Genomic DNA, 18,007 nt, shown 5'->3' with positions numbered 1-18,007 from the left:
GCCCTATTCCGCCGGCGCCACGCTGCCCGGAGGCAGCGCCTTGGTCTCTTCCTTGGCCAGCTGGCGCGACACCCAGTTAGGGGTCTTGGTGTAGCGGCCCACCGAGGCATAGACGGCCGGCACCACGAACAGGGTGAACAGGGTCGCCACCATCACGCCGGTGAAAATCACCACGCCGATGGTCACCCGGTTCTCCGATCCCGGCCCGCTGGCCAGCATCAGCGGCAGGGCGCCGATAGCGGTGGAGATGCCGGTCATCAGGATCGGGCGGAAGCGCGTGCCCGCCGACTCCAGCGTCGCGTCCAGCACGCTCTTGCCCTCATCGCGCACCTGATTGGCGAACTCGACGATCAGAATGCCGTTCTTGGCGGCCAGACCGATCAGGATGATCAATCCGATCTGGGAATAGATGTTCAGCGACGACCCGGCCATGTACAGGCCGAATAATCCGCCCGCCACGGCCAGCGGCACGGTCAGCATGATCACCGCTGGCTGGATGAAGCTTTCAAACTGCGCGGCCAGCACCAGGAACACGATCAGCAGCGCCATGGCGAAGGCGAACAGGATGGCGTTGTTGGAATCCAGGAAATCGCGCGCCGAGCCGGTGTATTGCGTGCTCATGTCATTGGGCAGGTTGTCATTGGCGTAGGCGTCCAGCCAGGCCACCGCCTCGCCCAGCGTGTAACCTTCGGCCAGCGTCGCCGACACCGACACCGCGCGCTGGCGGTTCAGGCGGTTGCGGGTGGCGGATTCGCCGGTTTCACGCAAGGACACCAGGTTGGACAGCGCAATCAGCTCGCCGCCGCGCGCCCGCACATAGAGCGATTCCAGATCGCCGCCGCCGGACCGGTCCGCAGAGCGATTCTCCATGATCACGTTATAGGCTTCGCCCCGGTCGATGAACTGGCCGACCCGGCGCGCGCCCAGATGGGTCTGCAGCGTGCGGCCGACCTCGGCCACCGACACGCCCAGCGCGCCGGCGCGCTCGCGGTCGATCTCCACGACCAGGCGCGGCGAGTTGGGTTCGAAATCCTTGCGCGGGCGCTGCAGGTTCGGATTGCCCGCCTGGATCGCCTCGACCATCGCCTCGGCTTCGGCGTTGAGCTGGTCGTATTCGGGGCCCAGGATGACGATGGACACGTCATCACCGCCGCCGCCGCCGCCCAGGCCGCCGCGCATGGTCACGAACGCGCGCACCCCCGTCAGCTCGCCCAGACGCCCGTTGATCTCGTTGACGATTTCCTGGCCCGCGCGGCGCTCAGCCTGGGGAACCATGGTGCCCACCACAATACCGCTGGAGAAATCACCGCCGCCGCCGCCAAAGCCGGGCACCGCCACCAGAAGCCGGCGCAGCTCCCCGCCCTCGACATAATCCATGATCGTGTCTTCCACGATCAGAGCCTGCTCGGACGTGAACTCGAAGCTGGCGCCTTCCTGGGCCGAGAACCGGCCAAAGAAGCTGCCGCGATCCTCGTCCGGGGTCAGCTCGCCGGGCAATTGGGCGAACATGAAGACCGAGCCGCCGACCGACAAAAGGACCAGCGGGATCACCAGCCAGGGCGCCTTCACCACGACTTTCAGCGAGGAGATATAGTTCGCCCGCGCCTTGTTGGTCAGATTGTCCACCCAGCGCGCCGGGCCGCGCAGATTGATGCTGGGACGCGCCAGCTTGGACGCCATCATCGGCGACAGGGTCAGCGCCACGAAGCTCGACAGGATCACCGCGCCGGCAATGGCCACGGCCAGCTCGGTAAACAATCGCCCGATCAGTCCGGGCAGGAAGACCAGTGGCGTGAACACCGCCACCAGTGTCGCCGTGGTGGCCACCACCGCAAAGAACACCTGACGCCCGCCATTGAGCGCGGCGGTGAGGGGCGGCTCGCCCAGATCCACCCGTCTCTGGATGTTCTCGATGACGACGATGGAATCGTCCACCACCAGTCCGATGGCCAGAACCAGCGCCAGCAAGGTCAGAATGTTGAGCGAAAACCCGAACATGGACAGCACCGCGAAGGTGCCGATCAGGCATACTGGCACCACCGCGGCGGGCACGATGGCCGAACGGAAGCTGCCCAGGAACAGATAGATCACCAGCACGACCAGCGTCGCGGCCACGGCCAGTGTCATCCAGACTTCACGGATGGACTCGCGGATGAACACCGTTTCGTCATTGGCGACGATCAGATCCATGTCGTCGGGCAGCTGGGCGCGGATCAGGTCCATCTCGGCATGGATGGCCGAGGCGACCTCGACGGCGTTGGACTGGCTCTGGCGGATAAAGCCCAGCCCGATCATGTTTTGCTGGTTGCCGCGGAACATGGCGCGCGGCTCTTCGGCCGACAGCTCCACATCGGCCACCTCGGCGAGGCGGATCACCTGACCATCCGGCAGGGTGCGCACCGGCAGGCGCGCAAAGCTGTCCGGATTGGTGAACAGGCGCTCTACGCGCACGGCGATCTGGGAGCCGCTGGTTTCCAGCGAGCCGCCGGGCACTTCGATGTTCTCGGTGCGGATGGCGTTTTCAATGTCCGACGCCGTCACCTGGCGCGCCGCCATGGCGGCGGGATTGAGCCAGATGCGCATGGCGTAACGGCGATTGCCGCCGATATTCACATTGGTCACGCCGTCAATAATGGTCAGCCGGTCGAGCAGGAAGCGGTTGGCGTAGTCGGTCAGCTCCTCGGCCGTCATCGTCTCGGACATGAGGTTGTACCACATGAACGGACGGGCATCGGAATCCTGCTTGCTGACGCGGACTTCCTCGACATCCTGAGGCAGCTGGCGGCGCGCCTGGCTGACGGCGTCGCGCACATCATTGGCGGCCGCTTCCAGATCGCGCGACAGGCCGAATGTCACGGTGATGCGAGAGTCGCCATCCTCGGTGCGTGAGGAAATTTCCTCGATCCCGTCAATGCCCGACAGCTGGGCCTCCAGCGGTTCGGTGACCCGGTTCTCCACGATCTCGGCATTGGCGCCGGGGAAATCGGCATTGATCGACACCACCGGCCGGTCCACGTCCGGCAGCTCGCGCAGCGGCAGGTCGCGCAGCCCCAGAATGCCGAACACGATGATCAGCGCGCTCGCCACGAAGGCGACCATGGGACGGCGTACGGCGATATCGGACAGGGTCATCGTGCTGCGCTCTGGACAGCAGCCGCGATGCGCGGCGTTGACGGCTCCGCGCTCGCCTGTACGCGCACCGGCATCCCGTCGCGCAGGCGGTGCACGCCGTGCATCACGATGCGCTCGCCCGGCTGCAGCCCGTCGAGAACCTCAAAATACCCCGACTGGCGCTGGCCCAGCTCCACGCGGCGCTGCTCCACCGTCACCGCTTCGCCCGCTTCGCGCAGGACGAACACCGTCACCCGGTCGCCCGAGCGGGTGATGGCGGTTTCCGGTGCAGCCAGGCGCTCGCGCACATCGCGGCGCAGCTGAACCGTCATCAGCATGCCCGGCAGCAGGCGGCGGTCTTCATTGTCGATCTCGGCGCGCACGGTGACGGTGCGCGTCACCGGGTCGATGCGGCTGCTGATATTGACAATCTGGCCGGTGAACTCGGTTTCGGGAAAGGCCGCCGCGCGCGCCTGGATGATCATCCCCGCGGACAGCACCGACAGGAAGCGTTCGGGCAGAGTGAAATCGAGCTTGATGATGCTCACATCATCGAGCTGCGCGACCACATCGCCGGGCCGCACCAGCTCGCCCAGGCTGACATTGCGCAGGCCCACCACGCCATCAAACGGCGCGCGGATAATGCGTTCGGCGACACGCGCCTCCAGCCCGGCGACACGCGCGCGGGCGCGCTCCATGCCGGAAGTCAGCTCGTCCAGCCGGGCGCGCGAGGCGATGCCGCGCTCGGCCAGCTCGCGGGTGCGGTCCAGTTCGCGCTGGGCTTCGCGCAGAGCCGCGCGCGACTCTGTCAGCCCCGCCGCCGCCTCGGTATCGGTCAACTCGACCAGAATATCGCCCGCGCTCACCTGATCGCCGGAATCAAAGCCGACACGGGAGATGCGGTCGGCCACCGTGGCGGTGATCACGACGGACTCGTTCGCGTTCGCCGTACCCAGCGCCTCGACCAGTTCGGAAAACTCACGCGGCGCCACCGGTATCACGGCGACCGGCACCGCGCGTCCGCCGCGCATCTCCGCGCCGGCGCCCGCATCGCCGGTCATCAGCGCACGAATGCCCACCGCGCCTGCCATCAAGGCAAACACGACGGCCACAACGATCAAAAAGGCGATGCGCTTCATTCCGGTCTCCTGCGGGGTTGGGAGGGGATATGCGCCGGATCGGCATAAAATCAAAGCGTTTGGCAGTCACAAATTAGTTAGCTCAGTCTAGAATGTGCGCCAGACCGCCACAAACGCGCTGCGCTCATGGCCGGTATTGCGCCCGCCCGTCGTACGCATAACGCCAGCCTGCAGGTGCAAACGGCTGGTCACCGGCCAGATCAGCGAGCCCTGCGCGCGGTGGCTGGCATAGCCGTCAAAGCCCGCCGCGCCGCCCGCCGACCACACCGAAAAGCTTTGCCCCATCACGCGCATGCCGCGCCAGGCATGGGTTCCCGCCGTCACATCGAGCCGCACCTCATCCGCCGCTCCGCCCGGCCGGCGCCGCCAGCCGGCCTGGACGTCGACAAATGTGCTGCGCCCGAATGACCGCCCCGCCATCAGACGCACATCCAGATCACCCCCGCCCTCACCCAGCGCAGCATGGTTGCGGTTCTCCCCGCCCGTGCGCGCGCTGACAGTGGCCTGAACGGACGCCGCCCACGGCCCGCCGCGATACAGGCGCAGCCGCGCGCCCGCCTCGACCCCGCCCACGCCGCGCCAGGGTTCGATCCCGCTGCGGTCGATGGATTGCAGCGCGGCGCGGCCCACCAGCGTGACATGGTCGCGCCAGCCATATTCGGCATAAAGCGCGGTCTCCTGCTTGGACTGGGATATCCCGCCCGGCGCGCGGTCGAGATAGTGCACGCTCTGCGTGGTGATCATCAGCAGTTCGCCACGCGGCTTGGTCCACGCTCCGGCGTGGGCCGGAGCGCATGACAGCAACAACAGGACCAATGCAATCGCACTGCATCCCGCCATCCGGCCGGTCCGCCGCGCCATGCCCGCCTCCCCTGTCCGGGAGGGCGCATTACGCACACGTCAGAAGCGTTGAGTCGAGTCCGTTTTCGCCCTACACGCGATCAGATATCATAGCCCGGGCATTGCCGGTCCACCCGCGCGCGCAGGGCCGCCCAGGCGATTTCCTTGAAGAATTCATTGGTGAAGGCCTGTTCGCCCTGGGCGTAGACCCGGTCCTGCATGGCCTTGTCCCACTCCACCAGCTCGGCGCCCTGGGCCATGACCTGCATCTTGCAGGCGCGCTCGAGCATGTACATGCGCACGTAGCACGAGAACGGGTGATCGCCGGTGGTCAGCGTGCCGTGATTATTGAGGATCATCAGATTGTGCTGGCCCAGATCGGCCACCAGGCGGGTCTTCTCGTCGGCGTCCAGCGCGATGCCTTCATAGCCGTGATAGACCACGTCCTTCATCACCGTCATGGCGCTCTGGGAGATGGGCAGAAGCCCACGCTTCTGCGCTGACACCGCCACGCCCTGATCGGTGTGCAGATGCATGATCACCTTCACGTCCGGGCGCGCGTGGTGGATGGCAGAATGGATAGTGAATCCCGCCGGGTTGATGCCGTACTGGCTGGGCGGCAGGACATTGCCCTCAATGTCCACCTTGACCAGGTTGGACGCCGTCACATCCTCGAACAGCAATCCGAACGGATTGAGCAGGAAATGCTCCTCCGGCCCCGGCACGCGCATGGAGATATGGGTGAAGAACAGATCATCCCAGCCATGCATGAAAATGAGCCGGTACAGCGCGGCCAGATCGCAGCGCGCCTTCCACTCCTCAGGCGAAACCTGATCCTTGACGCTGATGCGGGCCTGATCGTCCATAATCGCCTCCCTGACGCGGCGAACGGGTCGAGCCGCCCGCCTTTATCCCATGATCGCGCGCCCCGGCGCAGGCGTCAAACCGGTCAGATGTCCCGGGCGAGCCTCAGCCCCGTCATCTGCCATTGCGCGGCAGGCGGGAAGAAATTGCGGTAGCTGGCGCGCACATGACCCGGCGACGTCAAGGCGGAGCCGCCCTTGAGCACATATTGGCCGCACATGAATTTGGCGTTGTACTCGCCGATGGCCCCCGCATCGGCGCGGTAGCCGGGATAGGGCGCATAGGCCGAGCGCGTCCACTCCCACACCTCGCCGAACATTCCCGCCAGCCCTGCCGGCCCGCTCATCGGCCCATTAACCTGGCAAGCCTGCAGCCAGCCATCAGGCTGCGCCCAGCGCCCCTCAACCGGATCGACGCCGCGCGCCGCATGCTCCCATTCGCGCTCTTCGGGCAGGCGCGCGCCGGTCCAGGCGGCATAGGCCGACGCCTCGAAATAATCGACATGGCTGACCGGGGCGTTGAGGTCCAGGGCCTGATCGCCATGCAGGGTGAACTCGCGCCAGCGCGTCTCGTCCCTGGTCCAGTAGAGCGGCGCGTCGCGCCCTTCCGCCTGGATCAGCGCCCAGCCGTCCGACAGCCAGTGGCGCGGCTCGCGATAGCCGCCATCCTCGATGAAGGCCAGAAACTCGCCATTGGTCACCGGGCGGGAGGCCAGGGCGAAGGGCGTCAGCACGCCGTCATGGGCCGGGCCTTCATTGTCGAAGGCGAACGCATCGCCCTCATGGCCGAAGCGATGCACCCCGCCCTCGAACGCGATCCACTCCAGCGGCTGCGCCGCCTCACTGATGACGGGCCGCGCGGGCTGCGCGAACCCCGCTTCGCGGAACGCCGCGCGCGATAACAGATATTTGATGTCGGTCAGGAACAGCTCCTGATGCTGCTCCTCATGGGCGAGGCCCGTCTCGATCACGCCGCGCGCCGCGTCCAGCGCCGCCGGGTCCGCGCGGTCGAACCAGCGCCCCACCGCCGCGTCCACATGCTGGCGATAGGCCAGCACCGCGTCGAGCCCCGGACGGGTGATCAGCCCGCGTTCGGACCGCGCCTGACGCGCGCCAATGGCCTCGTAATAGGAGTTGAACAGATAGTTGAACCGGGCGTCTGCGGGCTCATAGCCGCCATCGAACGCCTTGAGGAGAAACGTCTCCCAGAACCAGGTCGTGTGGCCCAGATGCCATTTGCCGGGCGAGGCGTCCGCCATCGCCTGGGCGCCCATATCCTCAGGTGAGAAAGGCGCGGCCAGCGCCAGGGTGCGCCCGCGCACCGCGTCAAATCGCGCCCGCAGGCATGCAGCGGCAGTCTCTTCCATATCCCGGGCCATGCGCTTGATCCTGGCTGCACTAACGCATTCCTAACCATAGCGCAGTCAGCATGTTCCGCCAGAGGGACAGTACGGACCGGTATCATGCCGCACGTCAGTTTATCGCCAGACCCCGACGGCCGCCACCACGCGGCCGGGCGCAAGGCTGTCCAGCTCAGCGATCTGTGCGCCATACGGCCTCTGCCCGATACCATCATCGCCGAGATCGATCCGGTGCTCACCGATCTGTTGCGCATCGCCGAATCCGGCGCGCGCGCCCACGCCGCCGTGCGTCTGGCGCGCTGCGACTGGGCCCCGCGCGAGGCGGTGCGCCTTTTGGCCTTCGAGCCACTCGACATCGCCCGGCCCATCGTGGAGCGCTCGCTGGCGCTGGACGAGCGTGACCTGATCGCACTGGCTGATCTGGGCCATGATCACCGCATGGCGCTGATCGGGCGTATTCACCTGAGCGCACCCGTCACCGCCGCCATGGCCCGCCACCGCGAGCGCGACTGCCTGATGGCGCTGGCCGCCCATGAAGGGGCGATCCTGGCCGAAACCTCGGCGGGCGATTTCATGGCGGTGGCGCGCAGCCATGAAATCCTGCAGGACGCGCTGGCCGGTCGCGGCGATCTCAGCGCCGGCTTCGTGCGCTCGCTCCACGCCATCGCCGCGCAGCGCGTGCGCACGCTACTGGTGGAGCGTTACCCGGAACTGGCCGACATCGCCGCACCCAAGCCGGACGCGCCGCTTCCGGACGTGGACGCCGACGCCGACCGCGACGCCGACGAAGTGACTCGCAAGCTCATGTCCGACCGTGCCCTCACAGCCGCTGACGTGCTGCGCGCGGCGCGCAACGGGCGCGCGGAAATCGCCGACCACGCCATTGCCCGCCTGACCGGGATGGAGGCCGCCGACTGGCGCCAGGCCATGCGCCGCTCGCCGCTGCGCGCCTGCCTCCTGGCGGCGCGGGCCATGGCCATGACGCCGGGCGAGGCGGCCGATCTCATCGATTCCATGGCCGCATCGGGCCGAGCCCACGCCATGGCGCCCGATGCGCTGGCGCGCGCCCGCACCGACATCTATGGCGCCTTCACCCGTGATGATGCGCGCCGGGCCTTGCACCGGATGGGCGCGGGCGGTTCAATCCACTAGCCCGCGCCCGCCCTTCATCAGCACGGAATGCCCCATGCGTCTCGCCTATCACGCCGCTGACCGCGCCGACGCCCGCGCCGCGCGTGAGCGGCTGGCCAAGCGCTATGGCGAGGTGGCGCTGGACGAGGCGGACTGCCTGATCGCGCTGGGCGGCGATGGCGTGATGCTGGACGCCCTGCACGCCGTGATGGGGCGCAATATCCCGGTCTACGGCATGAATTTCGGCTCGGTGGGCTTTTTGATGAACGAACCGCGCGAGGACGGTCTGCCAGAACGGCTCGCCGTGGCCGAGCGCGCCGCCATCCATCCCTTGCGCGCGGTGGGGCGCCATGTGGACGGGCGCACGTTTGAAGCGCTGGCCATCAACGAGGTGTCGCTGCTGCGCGAAACGCGCCAGACGGCGAAGATCCGCATCAGCGTCGATGGCCGCATGCGCCTGCAGGAGTTGGCCGCCGATGGCGTCCTGGTGGCCACGCCCGCCGGATCCACCGCCTATAACCTGTCTGCCCACGGCCCCATCCTGCCGCTGGACGCCCAGCTTCTGGCCCTGACCCCGATCAGCGCCTTCCGCCCCCGCCGCTGGCGCGGCGCGCTGCTGCGCCATGGCAGCCGGGTGCGCTTTGACGTGCTGGAGCCGGAAAAGCGCCCGGTCTCGGTGGTGGCCGACAATCAGGAATTTCGCGACGCCGCCACCGTCACCATCAACGAGGCGCGCTCCATCTCGCTGACGCTTCTGTTTGACGAGGGCAAGGCGCTGGGCGAGCGCATCCTGATGGAGCAATTCGCCGCCGACTGAACGCGCCCGCCGGCCCCCGGGCGCGGGCGCTTAGCGCGCCATTAAACAAATTCATCTACCCCGGTTGGGAAAGCCTGTGCGGCGGACAAGGGGCGCACGACATGATCGCAAACGGGTCTGCCCCGGACGGGCTGGGCAAGCTGCGCATCGCCGTGGTGGATGACAACGCCGCCATGCGCGGGATCGTGCGCTCGGTGCTGGGCGCGTTCGGCATCATCAATGTCTATGAAGCCTCCGACGTCGAAGCGGCGCTGCATATCCTGCGCGGCGAAAAGATCGACATCCTGATCTGCGACTGGAAGATGAAGCCGGTGGACGGGCTGGCCCTGGTGCGCACCCTGCGTGACCCCGAAGAAAGCCCCTGCCCGCTTCTGCCCATCATCATGCTGACCGCCTATGCCGAGCCGTCCAAGGTGAAAGAGGCCCGCGACGCCGGCGTGACCGAGTTCCTGGTCAAGCCCTTCGCCGCCGAAGGCCTGTACAAGCGCCTGCAAATGATCGTGAACCGGCCCCGCCCCTTCGTGCGCACCAAGGTGTTTTTCGGACCCGACCGGCGCCGACTGGCCAGCGGCTATCAGGGACCGGAGCGCCGCGACGACGCGGCCCCCCTGTCCTGAAACACCCCAGCGGAGACGCCTGACCCATGACCCAGCGCGAACGCCCCATCGAGATCATCACCCCGCCCAACATGCTGAAAGCCAAGGTGGGCGGCGCCCTGCCCGCCGCCAATGAAGCCATGATGGCGCGCGCCGAGGCCGCCGTGGGCGATCTGCGCCAGAATTTCAAAGCCTGGCTGGAAGAAGAAGTCGCCAAGCTCGAAGCCCTGATGCGCACCGCGCGTACGCAAGGCCTGGACGGCGAGACCGGCGAGGCGCTGTTCACCAGCGCCCATGATCTGCGCGGGCTGGGCGCCACCTACGAGTTTCCCATCATCACCCGCATCGCCGCCTCGCTGTCCAAGCTCATCGAGACGCCCGAGCAGCGCGCCGCCGCGCCCGTGGCCCTGGTCGACGCCCATGTCGGCGCCATCCGCGCCGCCATCCTGCAAAACGTGCGCGACGACACCGACCCCATCGGCAAAGCCCTCGCCGAAGAGCTCGAAACCCGCGTGACGAAACTGGTGGGCGAGCGGGGTTAGAGGGTTTCGGAGAGGAGCCTCCAAGCGCTGCACTTTTGGAGTTGAGCCAGCCGCCAGCTATTCCTTGAAAACACGCCCTGGTCCAGCCCCCTCTCCCCTCCTTCAGGGGAGAGGGTGGGGTGAGGGGTGCACGGACGGTCCAATACAACGCGGCGGCGCAAGGTGAGGCGGAAAAGACCGCCCCCTCACCCTACCCTCTCCCCCATAAATGGGGGAGAGGAGGCATCAACGATACATTTTTATCATTGAGGCCAATGGCTTGCTGTTTCGAATGCCCCTACCCCGCCCGCTGCGCATAGCCTGCTGCGGCGATGTCGGCGTCCAGGCGGTCGAGGCAGTAGTCCAGTTCTGACAGGGGTGCGCCCTGGAACTGGGTGAAGACGCGTTCGACGAGGTGTTTGCGGAAGCGGATCATGTCGCGCGCGCCGCCCGGGCCCATCTCCAGCGAGTGCCAGGCCTGCAGCGCCGCGCGCACGGCGGGCAATATGCGCTCGGGCAGGCCGGCGCGGCGGAAGATCGCCTCCAGGCCCAGCGGTCCGGCGTCGTGGATCAGCACCCAGGCCTTGGAGTGCTCAAGGCCCGCCAGCTCGGCCACGCAATGCTCGAAAAAGCTCATATGGCCCCGGAACAGGGCGCGCAGCAGGAGCGAGGGCGTCAGCCGGCTATTGAGTTGGAGCTGCTGGGCGAAGCGGCGCGGATCAGGGGCGAGGCCCGCCTGGTCGACCAGATCCACCGTGGCGCGTTCGCGCGCGCCCTCGGCCAGCTCCACCGCCAGCTGTGGCGGCAGGGCGTGGCGCGACACCAGGCGCTGCAGGGCCTGATCGGAAATGCGCGCCACCAGCTTCTCGGTGATCTCCAGCGGCAGGGAATCGCGGTCGATGAAGCGTTCGAGCACCTGGGGCGTCTGCGCGAACCGGCGGAACACGCTGGCAAACGCGCCGGCATTGAACGCGGCGCCGCTATTGCCCGCCAGCACGCCCACGGCCTCGGTCACGCCATGCTCGGCGATCTGGCCGGTGACGGCTTCGGACAGGCGCTCGCGCGTCGCCACCGCCACCTGGCGCCGGGCCGCGCCCGAGCGCACAATGTCGATCAGGTCGTCATCGGTCAGCACCGGCGAGCCGGCGATCACCGGAATGGCGATGGAATCCACGTCGGCGGCCAGCTGGCGCGCCACGTCGGGCGGCAGATGGGGCGAGCGCTGCAGCGTCACCGACAGGGCCCGGCGCACCAGCTCGGCGGCGTCGCGGGCCAGCACGCGGACAATCTCCGCGCCCAGAACGCGCTCTTCTTCGCTCAGGCCCGGCGCGGCGTAGCGCGCGCACACCTTGCGGGCGGCCAGCGCACGCGCCTCGTCATCGCCGCGATTGGTGAGCCGGACGAGATCATCCGGGGTCAGGCGGGCTCTCAGGGTATGCACGCTCATGGGCTCCACACGCCTCCCAGCAAAGGAACGCATCCAGCCTGCGCGCCAAATCTTAACGCCCGCTTGTCAGACGCGGTGAACGGGTAACTTACCCTTTACGCCTGGCCGGGGCCGGCGCGTCCAGCGAGGCCAGAAGCTCCACCAGCGCCGGGGTCAGCACGCTGCCCGTACGGCCCATGGCGGCGAGCCCGCCCAGGCCGCCGCGATGCCCGCTCTCGCCCACGCCCAGCGCCGAGGCGGCGCGCGCCACCGCGGTCTGGGGTTCAGCCGGTGCGGCGGCAGCCTCACGCGGCGCCCGCGCCGAAGCGCGCCAGGCCGAGGGCGCCTCCACCGATCCGCTATTCTCACCCGTCAGGCGGGCGAGCACTTCGCTGACGCTGCGCGGGCGGCCCTGATCAAAGAAGATCGGCCGGTTGGCGGCGGCCGCAGCGGGGAAGAGCTGATCGGCGCGCTGGGCCGGATTGTCGGCCGTGTGGGCGATCAGGCGGGCGGCGCCCTGCGCGCCCAGAAAATGCGCCGCGTACAGCTCGCCTTCGGTCGGTTCGCGGCCTGTCGCGGCGCGCAGGATAGAGGCGTTCTCCGCCGCCAGCTCGCCGGCCATCACGCTGGCCGCGCGTGCATCAAAGCGCAGGTTCAAGATCGCATCGCGCTGGGAGGGATCGCTGACCTGGAAGCGGCCTTGCGCATCGCGCGTCACCGCCCCGGCCAGCTCGCCATAGCCATGCTTGGCGCCGTGGCGCGACACCATGCCCAGCCAGGTCTGCTCGATGAACTGGAACAGGCCCGCGGCGCTGGAGGTGCGGGCGCGCGCGGCGGGATCGAAATTGCTCTCACGCTGGGCCGTGCGCACCAGAAAGTCGAAGCTGGCGCCCGTCTCGCGCGCCGCGTCGGCGATCAGGCGCCGGGGCGATGGCAGGGCGTCGCCCAGCATGGACAGGGGATCGGACATGGCCACTCCGGATGCGGCGCCAGGGCGTGCGAGGGGGCGATTCGCCCGTTCACGCGCCAGCCTGGGGTTAGAGGCCATAAGCTTTCGTTAACCGCGCCTGCACAATCCGGCCCCGTCACCCGCCCCGCAGGCCCGCCCGGTCCGGCGTGAAGGCGCGCGCCCACGTGGGCAGCGATCCGGTGCGCACCAGCGTCTCGACCGCCTGCGCGATCGCCGGCGCCAGCAGCACGCCATTGCGGTAACCGCCGCCCGCCAGCACCAGGCCGGGCGCCGCCTCGCCGATCACCGGCATGCCGTCGCGCGCCCGCGGGCGCAGCCCGGCCCAGCCCTCGTCCGGCGCCCGCCCCGCCAGCGCCGGAACCAGACGCCCGGCCCGTTCGCTCAGCCCCGCCAGCGCAGCGTCATCGGTGTCCAGCCCCGCCACGCCCGGCTCGCTGGTGGCGCCCGCGATCACCCGCCCGTCCGGTTTGGCGGCCAGATACAGCGAGACATGACGCACCACATGGGTCAGCCGCACCGGCGCAGGCGGCCCCCAGGCGATCATCTGGCCCTTCACCGGCGCGGCCTGCGCCCAGACCGGCGCGCCCTCGATCTTGCCCGTGCCCACGGCCAGCACGATCAGGTCCGCCTCAAGGCGCCGTCCGTCATTCAGCACCAACGCGCAGGCGCGGCCCTGAACCCTCTCCACCGCCCGCACCGGCGCCTCGCCCAGCACGACGCCCCCGGCTGCACGAAACGTCTCCACCAAAGCTGGGCCCAGCGCGCGATTATCGATCTGGCCGTCTGAAGGAAAGCGCAAGCCGCCGCGCGTCAGCCCCAGCGCCGGTTCGGCCGCCCGCATCGCCTGCGCGCTCACCCGCTCCACACTCACGCCAAACCGGGCCGCCCGCGCCAGCGCCGCGTCTGCACGCGCGGCATCCGTCTCGTCCAGCAGCGGGACCACCACGCCCGGCCGGGCATGGCCTGGCGCCAGCGCCGCCGCCACCCCTGCCCACTGCGCCCACAGCGCCCCGCCGCGCGCGGCCAGCGCCGCGAAGCCGTCCGCCAGAGGGTGAGCGGGATCGAGCTCGAGCAGCGTCTCGAAGCCCGGCGCGAGCATGCCCGCTGACGCCCAGAGCGCGCCGCGCCCCGGCGCGCCGGCGTCGGCGATGGTCACCTCATGCCCGGCCCGCGCCAGCGCCAGCGCGCACGCCAGCCCCGCCGCGCCGGCGCCAGCGATGGCGACGCGCAATCGGGTGCGGGGATGGGGGTTCGGGGTGGACAACATGGCGGTGCGGCGCCTCAATCAGGCCATGGTGAGCCTGTAAACACCAATTGGTTGAGGCTCAATGTCAGCCCCCAGCCCGGCGGCGCATCGCCGCTGTCAAAACAAGAGGAGGCGCCCTCATGGCGACCCGCTCCAAAACCGAAGCCCAGACCCGTCCGGCCACCCGTCCGGCACACGGCCCGATCCTGGCCGCCATGCTGCTGACCGCCAGCGCCCTGGCGCTGGCGCTGGCCGCCGCGCCTGTGAACGGCGCGGCGTTGCAGGACAGCGCCCCGGGTTACGAAGACGGCAATCCCGGCGAGGCCCTGGACAGGGATGAAGACGACGACGCAGACGCCGCGCGCTGCGTGCGCATCCGCACCATTTCAGGCTATACCGTCATCGACGACCGCCATCTGCTGATCCGCGGCGGGCCGAGCCGCCAGTATCTGGTCACCACCCGCCAGCGCTGCTCGGGCATGCGCTTTGGCGTGCAGATCGGCGTCAGCTTCAGCGACAACCAGCGCATCTGCCAGCCCCACATGGAATACGTCATCCCCGATGATGGCTGGCGCTGCCTGATCGACACCATCGAAGAAGTCGACAGCCGCGAGCACGCCGACGAGCTGATTGCTAGGCGCGCAGCGGCGGCGGAAGGCGCTGAAAACTGAATAATGCCCGACGGCGAAAGGCCGGAAGGCCGGGGACTCGCACCCGTTTGTCCTGCGCTGAAAGCGCTGCCCTGACCTGAGGTCACCTAACAGGTGTGTCCCCGTTTCGCCCTCCCTTTTGCGCTTCGCCCAGCCTGAACACGCACAACATCCACCATGGTGCGACGGCCTCAAACCATTGGCATCATGATTTGCAGCCGGCCATGGACAGGCTGATCGGATCTGGACCTTACTGAGCCGGCAACTGCCTGCGGCAGCTGCGCAGGATGTTCATGGTAGCGCCCAGGCCGTTCACGGGAGGAAACGTATAGCTGCCGTGGCGATCACTGGTGATCGTGAATGTGCCGTCGAACGAAAGCTCGTGCAATACTGTCTCCAGGGCCTGTTCGGACAGATATACAGCAATCACGCCATCCAAGTGTCTGGCACGGATGTAGCTGGTCTGGCCGCGCGGAAATTGGAGCGATACCTGAAGCTCCTCGCCGGTTCCGCCGGCGAGTTCTGCAGCCGCCAGGTTCATACGCACCGTTTGATCTGTCAGCGTTATATTCAATAGAGGCTGTGGCGATCGGCCGTGCCAAAGCATACAGAATATCCAAGGATCGCCATTCGATAACACGCGCTCATCCGGCGTGTAGGTCACGCCCCATCCCCCCGGCGTGTCAGCCTGTTGCGCCATAACGCAGAAGGGCAGGGCAATGGATAGGGTCGCAGCGGCGAGTGCAGCCCGCATCCAACGAACCAGACCTGAAGACCGCATCATTCACCTCCCTGTTCACGAACGCGCGCAGACAGACTGGAGGCGCAATGGGTCCTGCGCACCCCCCTGTTCAGGGGAGCATTGCCCGAATTGACCCGGTCTTGGAGCATGATCCTGAAAACCGGGGACACAAACCCATTCCTGCGCGAAACGGGTGCACTGAGCCGTGGCCGTCAGATGGGCGCGTCCCCGTTTTGCAGCGTGGAAAGATCGACGCCCCGGCTATCCGCCGGGGCGTTTTTCATATCAACTCCTCGGGAAAACCGGGGACACAGACCTGTTTCAAAGCCGAACGGGTGCGCCTGCAGATGGTCAGTCAATCGGCGTATATCCCCTTTTTGACCAGTCTCAATTTCCGCGTCGACAGGGCAGCTGGTCGTTCTTACTCTGCTCCCGGGCAATGGAGGGGGACGAAAAATGGGCGAGCCTCAACGCGGTGAGCGCTTCTTCTTTTACTACAGTTTTGTGCTTTTCGGGATTGTAGCCGTATTTTTTCCGCTGCACGCGCTGTTGAATGCCGACAAACTGCCCCCGATGCGGCCCCTGCTGCACCTGCACGCGATCCTGACGGGAAGCTGGTTCGCCCTGATCGTTTTTCAAACCTGGCTGATCGGACAGAACCGGGCTTCAGCACACAAGGCGCTCGGCGTGGCGAGCCTTCTGCTTGTCTCGGTGATGCTGCCAAGCGCAATCTGGGTGTCGTACGACAACATGATGCGGACCGGCGCGCCGCAAATCTTCTACGGAAACTGCGTCAACACGGCCTTTTTCACGCTCTACTATCTCATGGCGCTGAACTGGCGCAAAAAGGCTTCGCTGCACAAACGCTTCATGCTCCTGGCCAGCCTGTCGATCATGTTCCCGGCGCTGGCGCGGATCGGTTATGTGTTCGACCTCAATCCATTCACCGTCCTGCCGATGTGGCTGGCCTAGCTTTTTGCACTCCCTGCCTACGACCTGATCAAAGAGCGCAGGATCAATGCGGCCACCCTGACGGGCCTCGGTCTGTCGCTGGTCTATATTGGGGTCCTGGTGCTTATCGGGCCGCCGCCGGAATAGGGCCGGGCCGGGAAACCGGGGAAAAGCGGGGCAGACACCTATTTCCCGCGCCGGGAAGTGGTGCGCTCTTGCGCCCCCCCTACTCCGCCGCCACCTTCAACGGATCATGGCTGAGCCACCCAAAAACCTGCGGCCAGAAGACGTCGGACATGCGCTCACGGAACAGGCCGTCATGGCCGATGGGGCCGCGGCGCAGATCGTCGCGGCGCACGATTTTCATGTCGCTGGGGGCGCGCTCATAGCGCTCCAGCAGCCAGCGCACGCCGCCCGGCGTGGCGATGGGGTCGTCATCGGGGACCCAGGCGCGCACCGGGGCGGAGAAGGCGCGCCAGCGCGCGTCCAGCCCGTGCTCGGCGAACACATCGCGCAATCCCTCGCGGTTGACGCCGAACCGGCGCCAGTCGCGCCACACGCCCGGCGGCAGGGGCGCGCCGCGCCACAGCGCCCCGCGCGGCACATGGCCGGTCATGGCCAGCGCCGCCGGGCCGTACAGCCGCCAGAACGCCCACGCCTGCGCGCGCATCGATGGCGCATGATGGCCCCAATAGGGGCCGGAGGAGGACAGGAGCGCCAGCGCGCGCACCGGCACATGCGGCTCGATCAGGCCGGCAAATTGCCCCCCCACCGAATGGCCCACCACATCCACCTTCAGGCCAGGATAAAGCGCGCTGGCGTGGGCGGCGGCGGCCGGCGCGTCATAGCGCGCCCAGTCGAGCATGCGGGCAGGATCGGTGCGCGGCGGCCCGTCCAGCGAGGCGCCCTGGCCGCGATAATCAAACGTCAGCGCCGCCCAGCCGCGCGCGGCGGCGGCCTCAGCAAACGGGCGGTAGAAGCCTTGCGTGTAGCCGGTGGCCGGGTTGATCACCATCACGGCCTGGGGCCGCGCCGGCGCGTACAGGCACGCCGCCAGCACCCGGCCATCGGCGGCGGTTATCGCGGTCTCGCGCGCGTGTACGGGTTCACATAACGCCATGCGCATCGCCTGTCGCGCCGCGCCCGCCTGGGCCGGACGCCCGCCTCCCCCAATGCCGCGCACCATGGCGCGCATGGCCGCGCCCTTCAACCCCGGGGGCGATTGGTGCGCGAGGGGGTCGCCGCGCCAGACCGGGGGCAAACGCCGATTTCGGCAACGGGAAACGGGTGCGCGTGTCTCTTGTCGGTAAATGGGTGTGTGTCCCGGCTACTGCTGGAGCATGGTCAACAGCGAAGGCACACCAAGTCTGCGGGTAGAAAACAGCGCGGGCTTTCGCACAGTGCGACCCTATCTTCCCGTCATTCCTTGCCGAGCCATTTTCGCAAGCGTCGCAGCCTGTCAAGGACGGCCCTTCGGGCCGCCGCCGTGCGGCGACCGGGCAAAGCCCGGTCGTCCTTGACAGCCGGCGATCGCCTTGCGGTTTCTTCCAGCATGGAACGATGGGGAGGATTGAGCACCGGGTCGTTCGGGCGAGGGGTGGGGAATGGCTGCACGGTCGAGACTTTCATTCTATTTCTTTATA

Annotated in this window: 16 protein-coding genes; 6 read left to right on the top strand and 10 right to left on the bottom strand. The window is 67.8% G+C overall.

What is annotated here, in order from left to right; all coding sequences use genetic code 11:
- Window positions 1-3: 3 nt before the first annotated feature.
- The 5 genes from L2D01_04570 to egtB all read right to left on the bottom strand — a co-directional run bounded on the left by L2D01_04570 (window position 4) and on the right by egtB (window position 7,332).
- Window positions 4-3,132, bottom strand: coding sequence for an efflux RND transporter permease subunit (locus tag L2D01_04570; protein WBQ11061.1), 3,129 nt, complete (start codon window positions 3,130-3,132; stop codon window positions 4-6).
- Entirely contained in the window at window positions 3,129-4,250 is a 1,122-nt protein-coding gene (locus tag L2D01_04565) for an efflux RND transporter periplasmic adaptor subunit (protein ID WBQ11060.1), read from the bottom strand. Before L2D01_04565 ends, L2D01_04570 begins: the two co-directional genes overlap by 4 nt.
- A gap of 87 nt (window positions 4,251-4,337) precedes the next feature.
- Window positions 4,338-5,111: a hypothetical protein gene (locus L2D01_04560; protein ID WBQ11059.1), complete on the bottom strand. Its 774-nt coding sequence runs from the start codon at window positions 5,109-5,111 to the stop codon at window positions 4,338-4,340.
- Between the two features lie 80 nt (window positions 5,112-5,191).
- Entirely contained in the window at window positions 5,192-5,956 is a 765-nt protein-coding gene (locus tag L2D01_04555; protein ID WBQ11058.1) for a class II aldolase/adducin family protein, read from the bottom strand.
- Window positions 5,957-6,039: 83 nt separating this feature from the next.
- Window positions 6,040-7,332 (bottom strand): ergothioneine biosynthesis protein EgtB, encoded by a 1,293-nt coding sequence (egtB, locus tag L2D01_04550; protein WBQ11057.1) that lies wholly within the window; start codon window positions 7,330-7,332, stop codon window positions 6,040-6,042.
- 84 nt (window positions 7,333-7,416) lie between these two features.
- On the opposite strand from egtB, the gene L2D01_04545 reads away from it, so the two are divergent.
- The 4 genes from L2D01_04545 (at window position 7,417) to L2D01_04530 (ending at window position 10,400) form a co-directional block, all read left to right on the top strand.
- A complete protein-coding gene (locus tag L2D01_04545; GenBank protein ID WBQ11056.1) occupies window positions 7,417-8,466 on the top strand; it encodes a DUF2336 domain-containing protein in 1,050 nt (349 codons plus the stop codon).
- Window positions 8,467-8,500: 34 nt separating this feature from the next.
- Entirely contained in the window at window positions 8,501-9,262 is a 762-nt protein-coding gene (locus L2D01_04540; protein WBQ11055.1) for an NAD kinase, read from the top strand.
- Window positions 9,263-9,363: 101 nt separating this feature from the next.
- Window positions 9,364-9,879, top strand: a complete 516-nt coding sequence (locus L2D01_04535) for a response regulator (protein ID WBQ11054.1) — start codon at window positions 9,364-9,366, stop codon at window positions 9,877-9,879.
- A gap of 26 nt (window positions 9,880-9,905) precedes the next feature.
- The gene (locus L2D01_04530; protein WBQ11053.1) at window positions 9,906-10,400 is read left to right on the top strand and encodes an Hpt domain-containing protein; all 495 of its coding nucleotides are present in this window, start codon (window positions 9,906-9,908) and stop codon (window positions 10,398-10,400) included.
- A 277-nt stretch (window positions 10,401-10,677) separates the two neighbouring features.
- Here L2D01_04530 and L2D01_04525 read toward each other — a convergent pair whose 3' ends face one another.
- From L2D01_04525 to L2D01_04515, 3 genes are all read right to left on the bottom strand, one after another.
- Entirely contained in the window at window positions 10,678-11,826 is a 1,149-nt protein-coding gene (locus tag L2D01_04525) for a DUF2336 domain-containing protein (GenBank protein ID WBQ11052.1), read from the bottom strand.
- A gap of 88 nt (window positions 11,827-11,914) precedes the next feature.
- A complete protein-coding gene (locus L2D01_04520; GenBank protein ID WBQ11051.1) occupies window positions 11,915-12,775 on the bottom strand; it encodes a hypothetical protein in 861 nt (286 codons plus the stop codon).
- A gap of 115 nt (window positions 12,776-12,890) precedes the next feature.
- On the bottom strand, window positions 12,891-14,042 hold the full coding sequence (locus tag L2D01_04515; GenBank protein WBQ11050.1) for an FAD-dependent oxidoreductase: 1,152 nt from the start codon (window positions 14,040-14,042) through the stop codon (window positions 12,891-12,893).
- 119 nt (window positions 14,043-14,161) lie between these two features.
- On the opposite strand from L2D01_04515, the gene L2D01_04510 reads away from it, so the two are divergent.
- A complete protein-coding gene (locus tag L2D01_04510) occupies window positions 14,162-14,692 on the top strand; it encodes a DUF6491 family protein (protein ID WBQ11049.1) in 531 nt (176 codons plus the stop codon).
- Between the two features lie 229 nt (window positions 14,693-14,921).
- Here L2D01_04510 and L2D01_04505 read toward each other — a convergent pair whose 3' ends face one another.
- A complete protein-coding gene (locus L2D01_04505) occupies window positions 14,922-15,335 on the bottom strand; it encodes a hypothetical protein (GenBank protein ID WBQ11048.1) in 414 nt (137 codons plus the stop codon).
- 534 nt (window positions 15,336-15,869) lie between these two features.
- On the opposite strand from L2D01_04505, the gene L2D01_04500 reads away from it, so the two are divergent.
- Complete coding sequence (locus L2D01_04500) at window positions 15,870-16,385, top strand: hypothetical protein (GenBank protein ID WBQ11047.1); 516 nt, start codon at window positions 15,870-15,872, stop codon at window positions 16,383-16,385.
- A 205-nt stretch (window positions 16,386-16,590) separates the two neighbouring features.
- Here L2D01_04500 and L2D01_04495 read toward each other — a convergent pair whose 3' ends face one another.
- A complete protein-coding gene (locus L2D01_04495) occupies window positions 16,591-17,559 on the bottom strand; it encodes an alpha/beta hydrolase (GenBank protein ID WBQ11046.1) in 969 nt (322 codons plus the stop codon).
- Window positions 17,560-18,007: the final 448 nt, after the last annotated feature.

Source organism: Hyphomonadaceae bacterium ML37, from assembly GCA_027627685.1.
Taxonomy (GTDB): domain Bacteria; phylum Pseudomonadota; class Alphaproteobacteria; order Caulobacterales; family Maricaulaceae; genus Oceanicaulis.
The sequence above is the reverse complement of the archived record's forward strand: the minus strand, read 5'-3'. Positions and strand labels throughout refer to the sequence as shown.

Excerpts from the sequence above, each read along its gene's own strand:
- L2D01_04525 (WBQ11052.1), bottom strand. The coding sequence starts at position 11,826 with ATGAGCGTGCATACCCTGAGAGCCCGCCTGACCCCGGATGATCTCGTC.
- L2D01_04500 (WBQ11047.1), top strand. The coding sequence starts at position 15,870 with ATGGGCGAGCCTCAACGCGGTGAGCGCTTCTTCTTTTACTACAGTTTT.
- L2D01_04495 (WBQ11046.1), bottom strand. The coding sequence starts at position 17,559 with ATGCGCGCCATGGTGCGCGGCATTGGGGGAGGCGGGCGTCCGGCCCAG.
- L2D01_04545 (WBQ11056.1), top strand. The coding sequence starts at position 7,417 with ATGCCGCACGTCAGTTTATCGCCAGACCCCGACGGCCGCCACCACGCG.
- L2D01_04515 (WBQ11050.1), bottom strand. The coding sequence starts at position 14,042 with ATGTTGTCCACCCCGAACCCCCATCCCCGCACCCGATTGCGCGTCGCC.
- L2D01_04530 (WBQ11053.1), top strand. The coding sequence starts at position 9,906 with ATGACCCAGCGCGAACGCCCCATCGAGATCATCACCCCGCCCAACATG.
- L2D01_04565 (WBQ11060.1), bottom strand. The coding sequence starts at position 4,250 with ATGAAGCGCATCGCCTTTTTGATCGTTGTGGCCGTCGTGTTTGCCTTG.
- L2D01_04520 (WBQ11051.1), bottom strand. The coding sequence starts at position 12,775 with ATGTCCGATCCCCTGTCCATGCTGGGCGACGCCCTGCCATCGCCCCGG.
- L2D01_04540 (WBQ11055.1), top strand. The coding sequence starts at position 8,501 with ATGCGTCTCGCCTATCACGCCGCTGACCGCGCCGACGCCCGCGCCGCG.
- L2D01_04570 (WBQ11061.1), bottom strand. The coding sequence starts at position 3,132 with ATGACCCTGTCCGATATCGCCGTACGCCGTCCCATGGTCGCCTTCGTG.
- L2D01_04555 (WBQ11058.1), bottom strand. The coding sequence starts at position 5,956 with ATGGACGATCAGGCCCGCATCAGCGTCAAGGATCAGGTTTCGCCTGAG.
- L2D01_04560 (WBQ11059.1), bottom strand. The coding sequence starts at position 5,111 with ATGGCGCGGCGGACCGGCCGGATGGCGGGATGCAGTGCGATTGCATTG.
- L2D01_04535 (WBQ11054.1), top strand. The coding sequence starts at position 9,364 with ATGATCGCAAACGGGTCTGCCCCGGACGGGCTGGGCAAGCTGCGCATC.
- egtB (WBQ11057.1), bottom strand. The coding sequence starts at position 7,332 with ATGGCCCGGGATATGGAAGAGACTGCCGCTGCATGCCTGCGGGCGCGA.
- L2D01_04510 (WBQ11049.1), top strand. The coding sequence starts at position 14,162 with ATGGCGACCCGCTCCAAAACCGAAGCCCAGACCCGTCCGGCCACCCGT.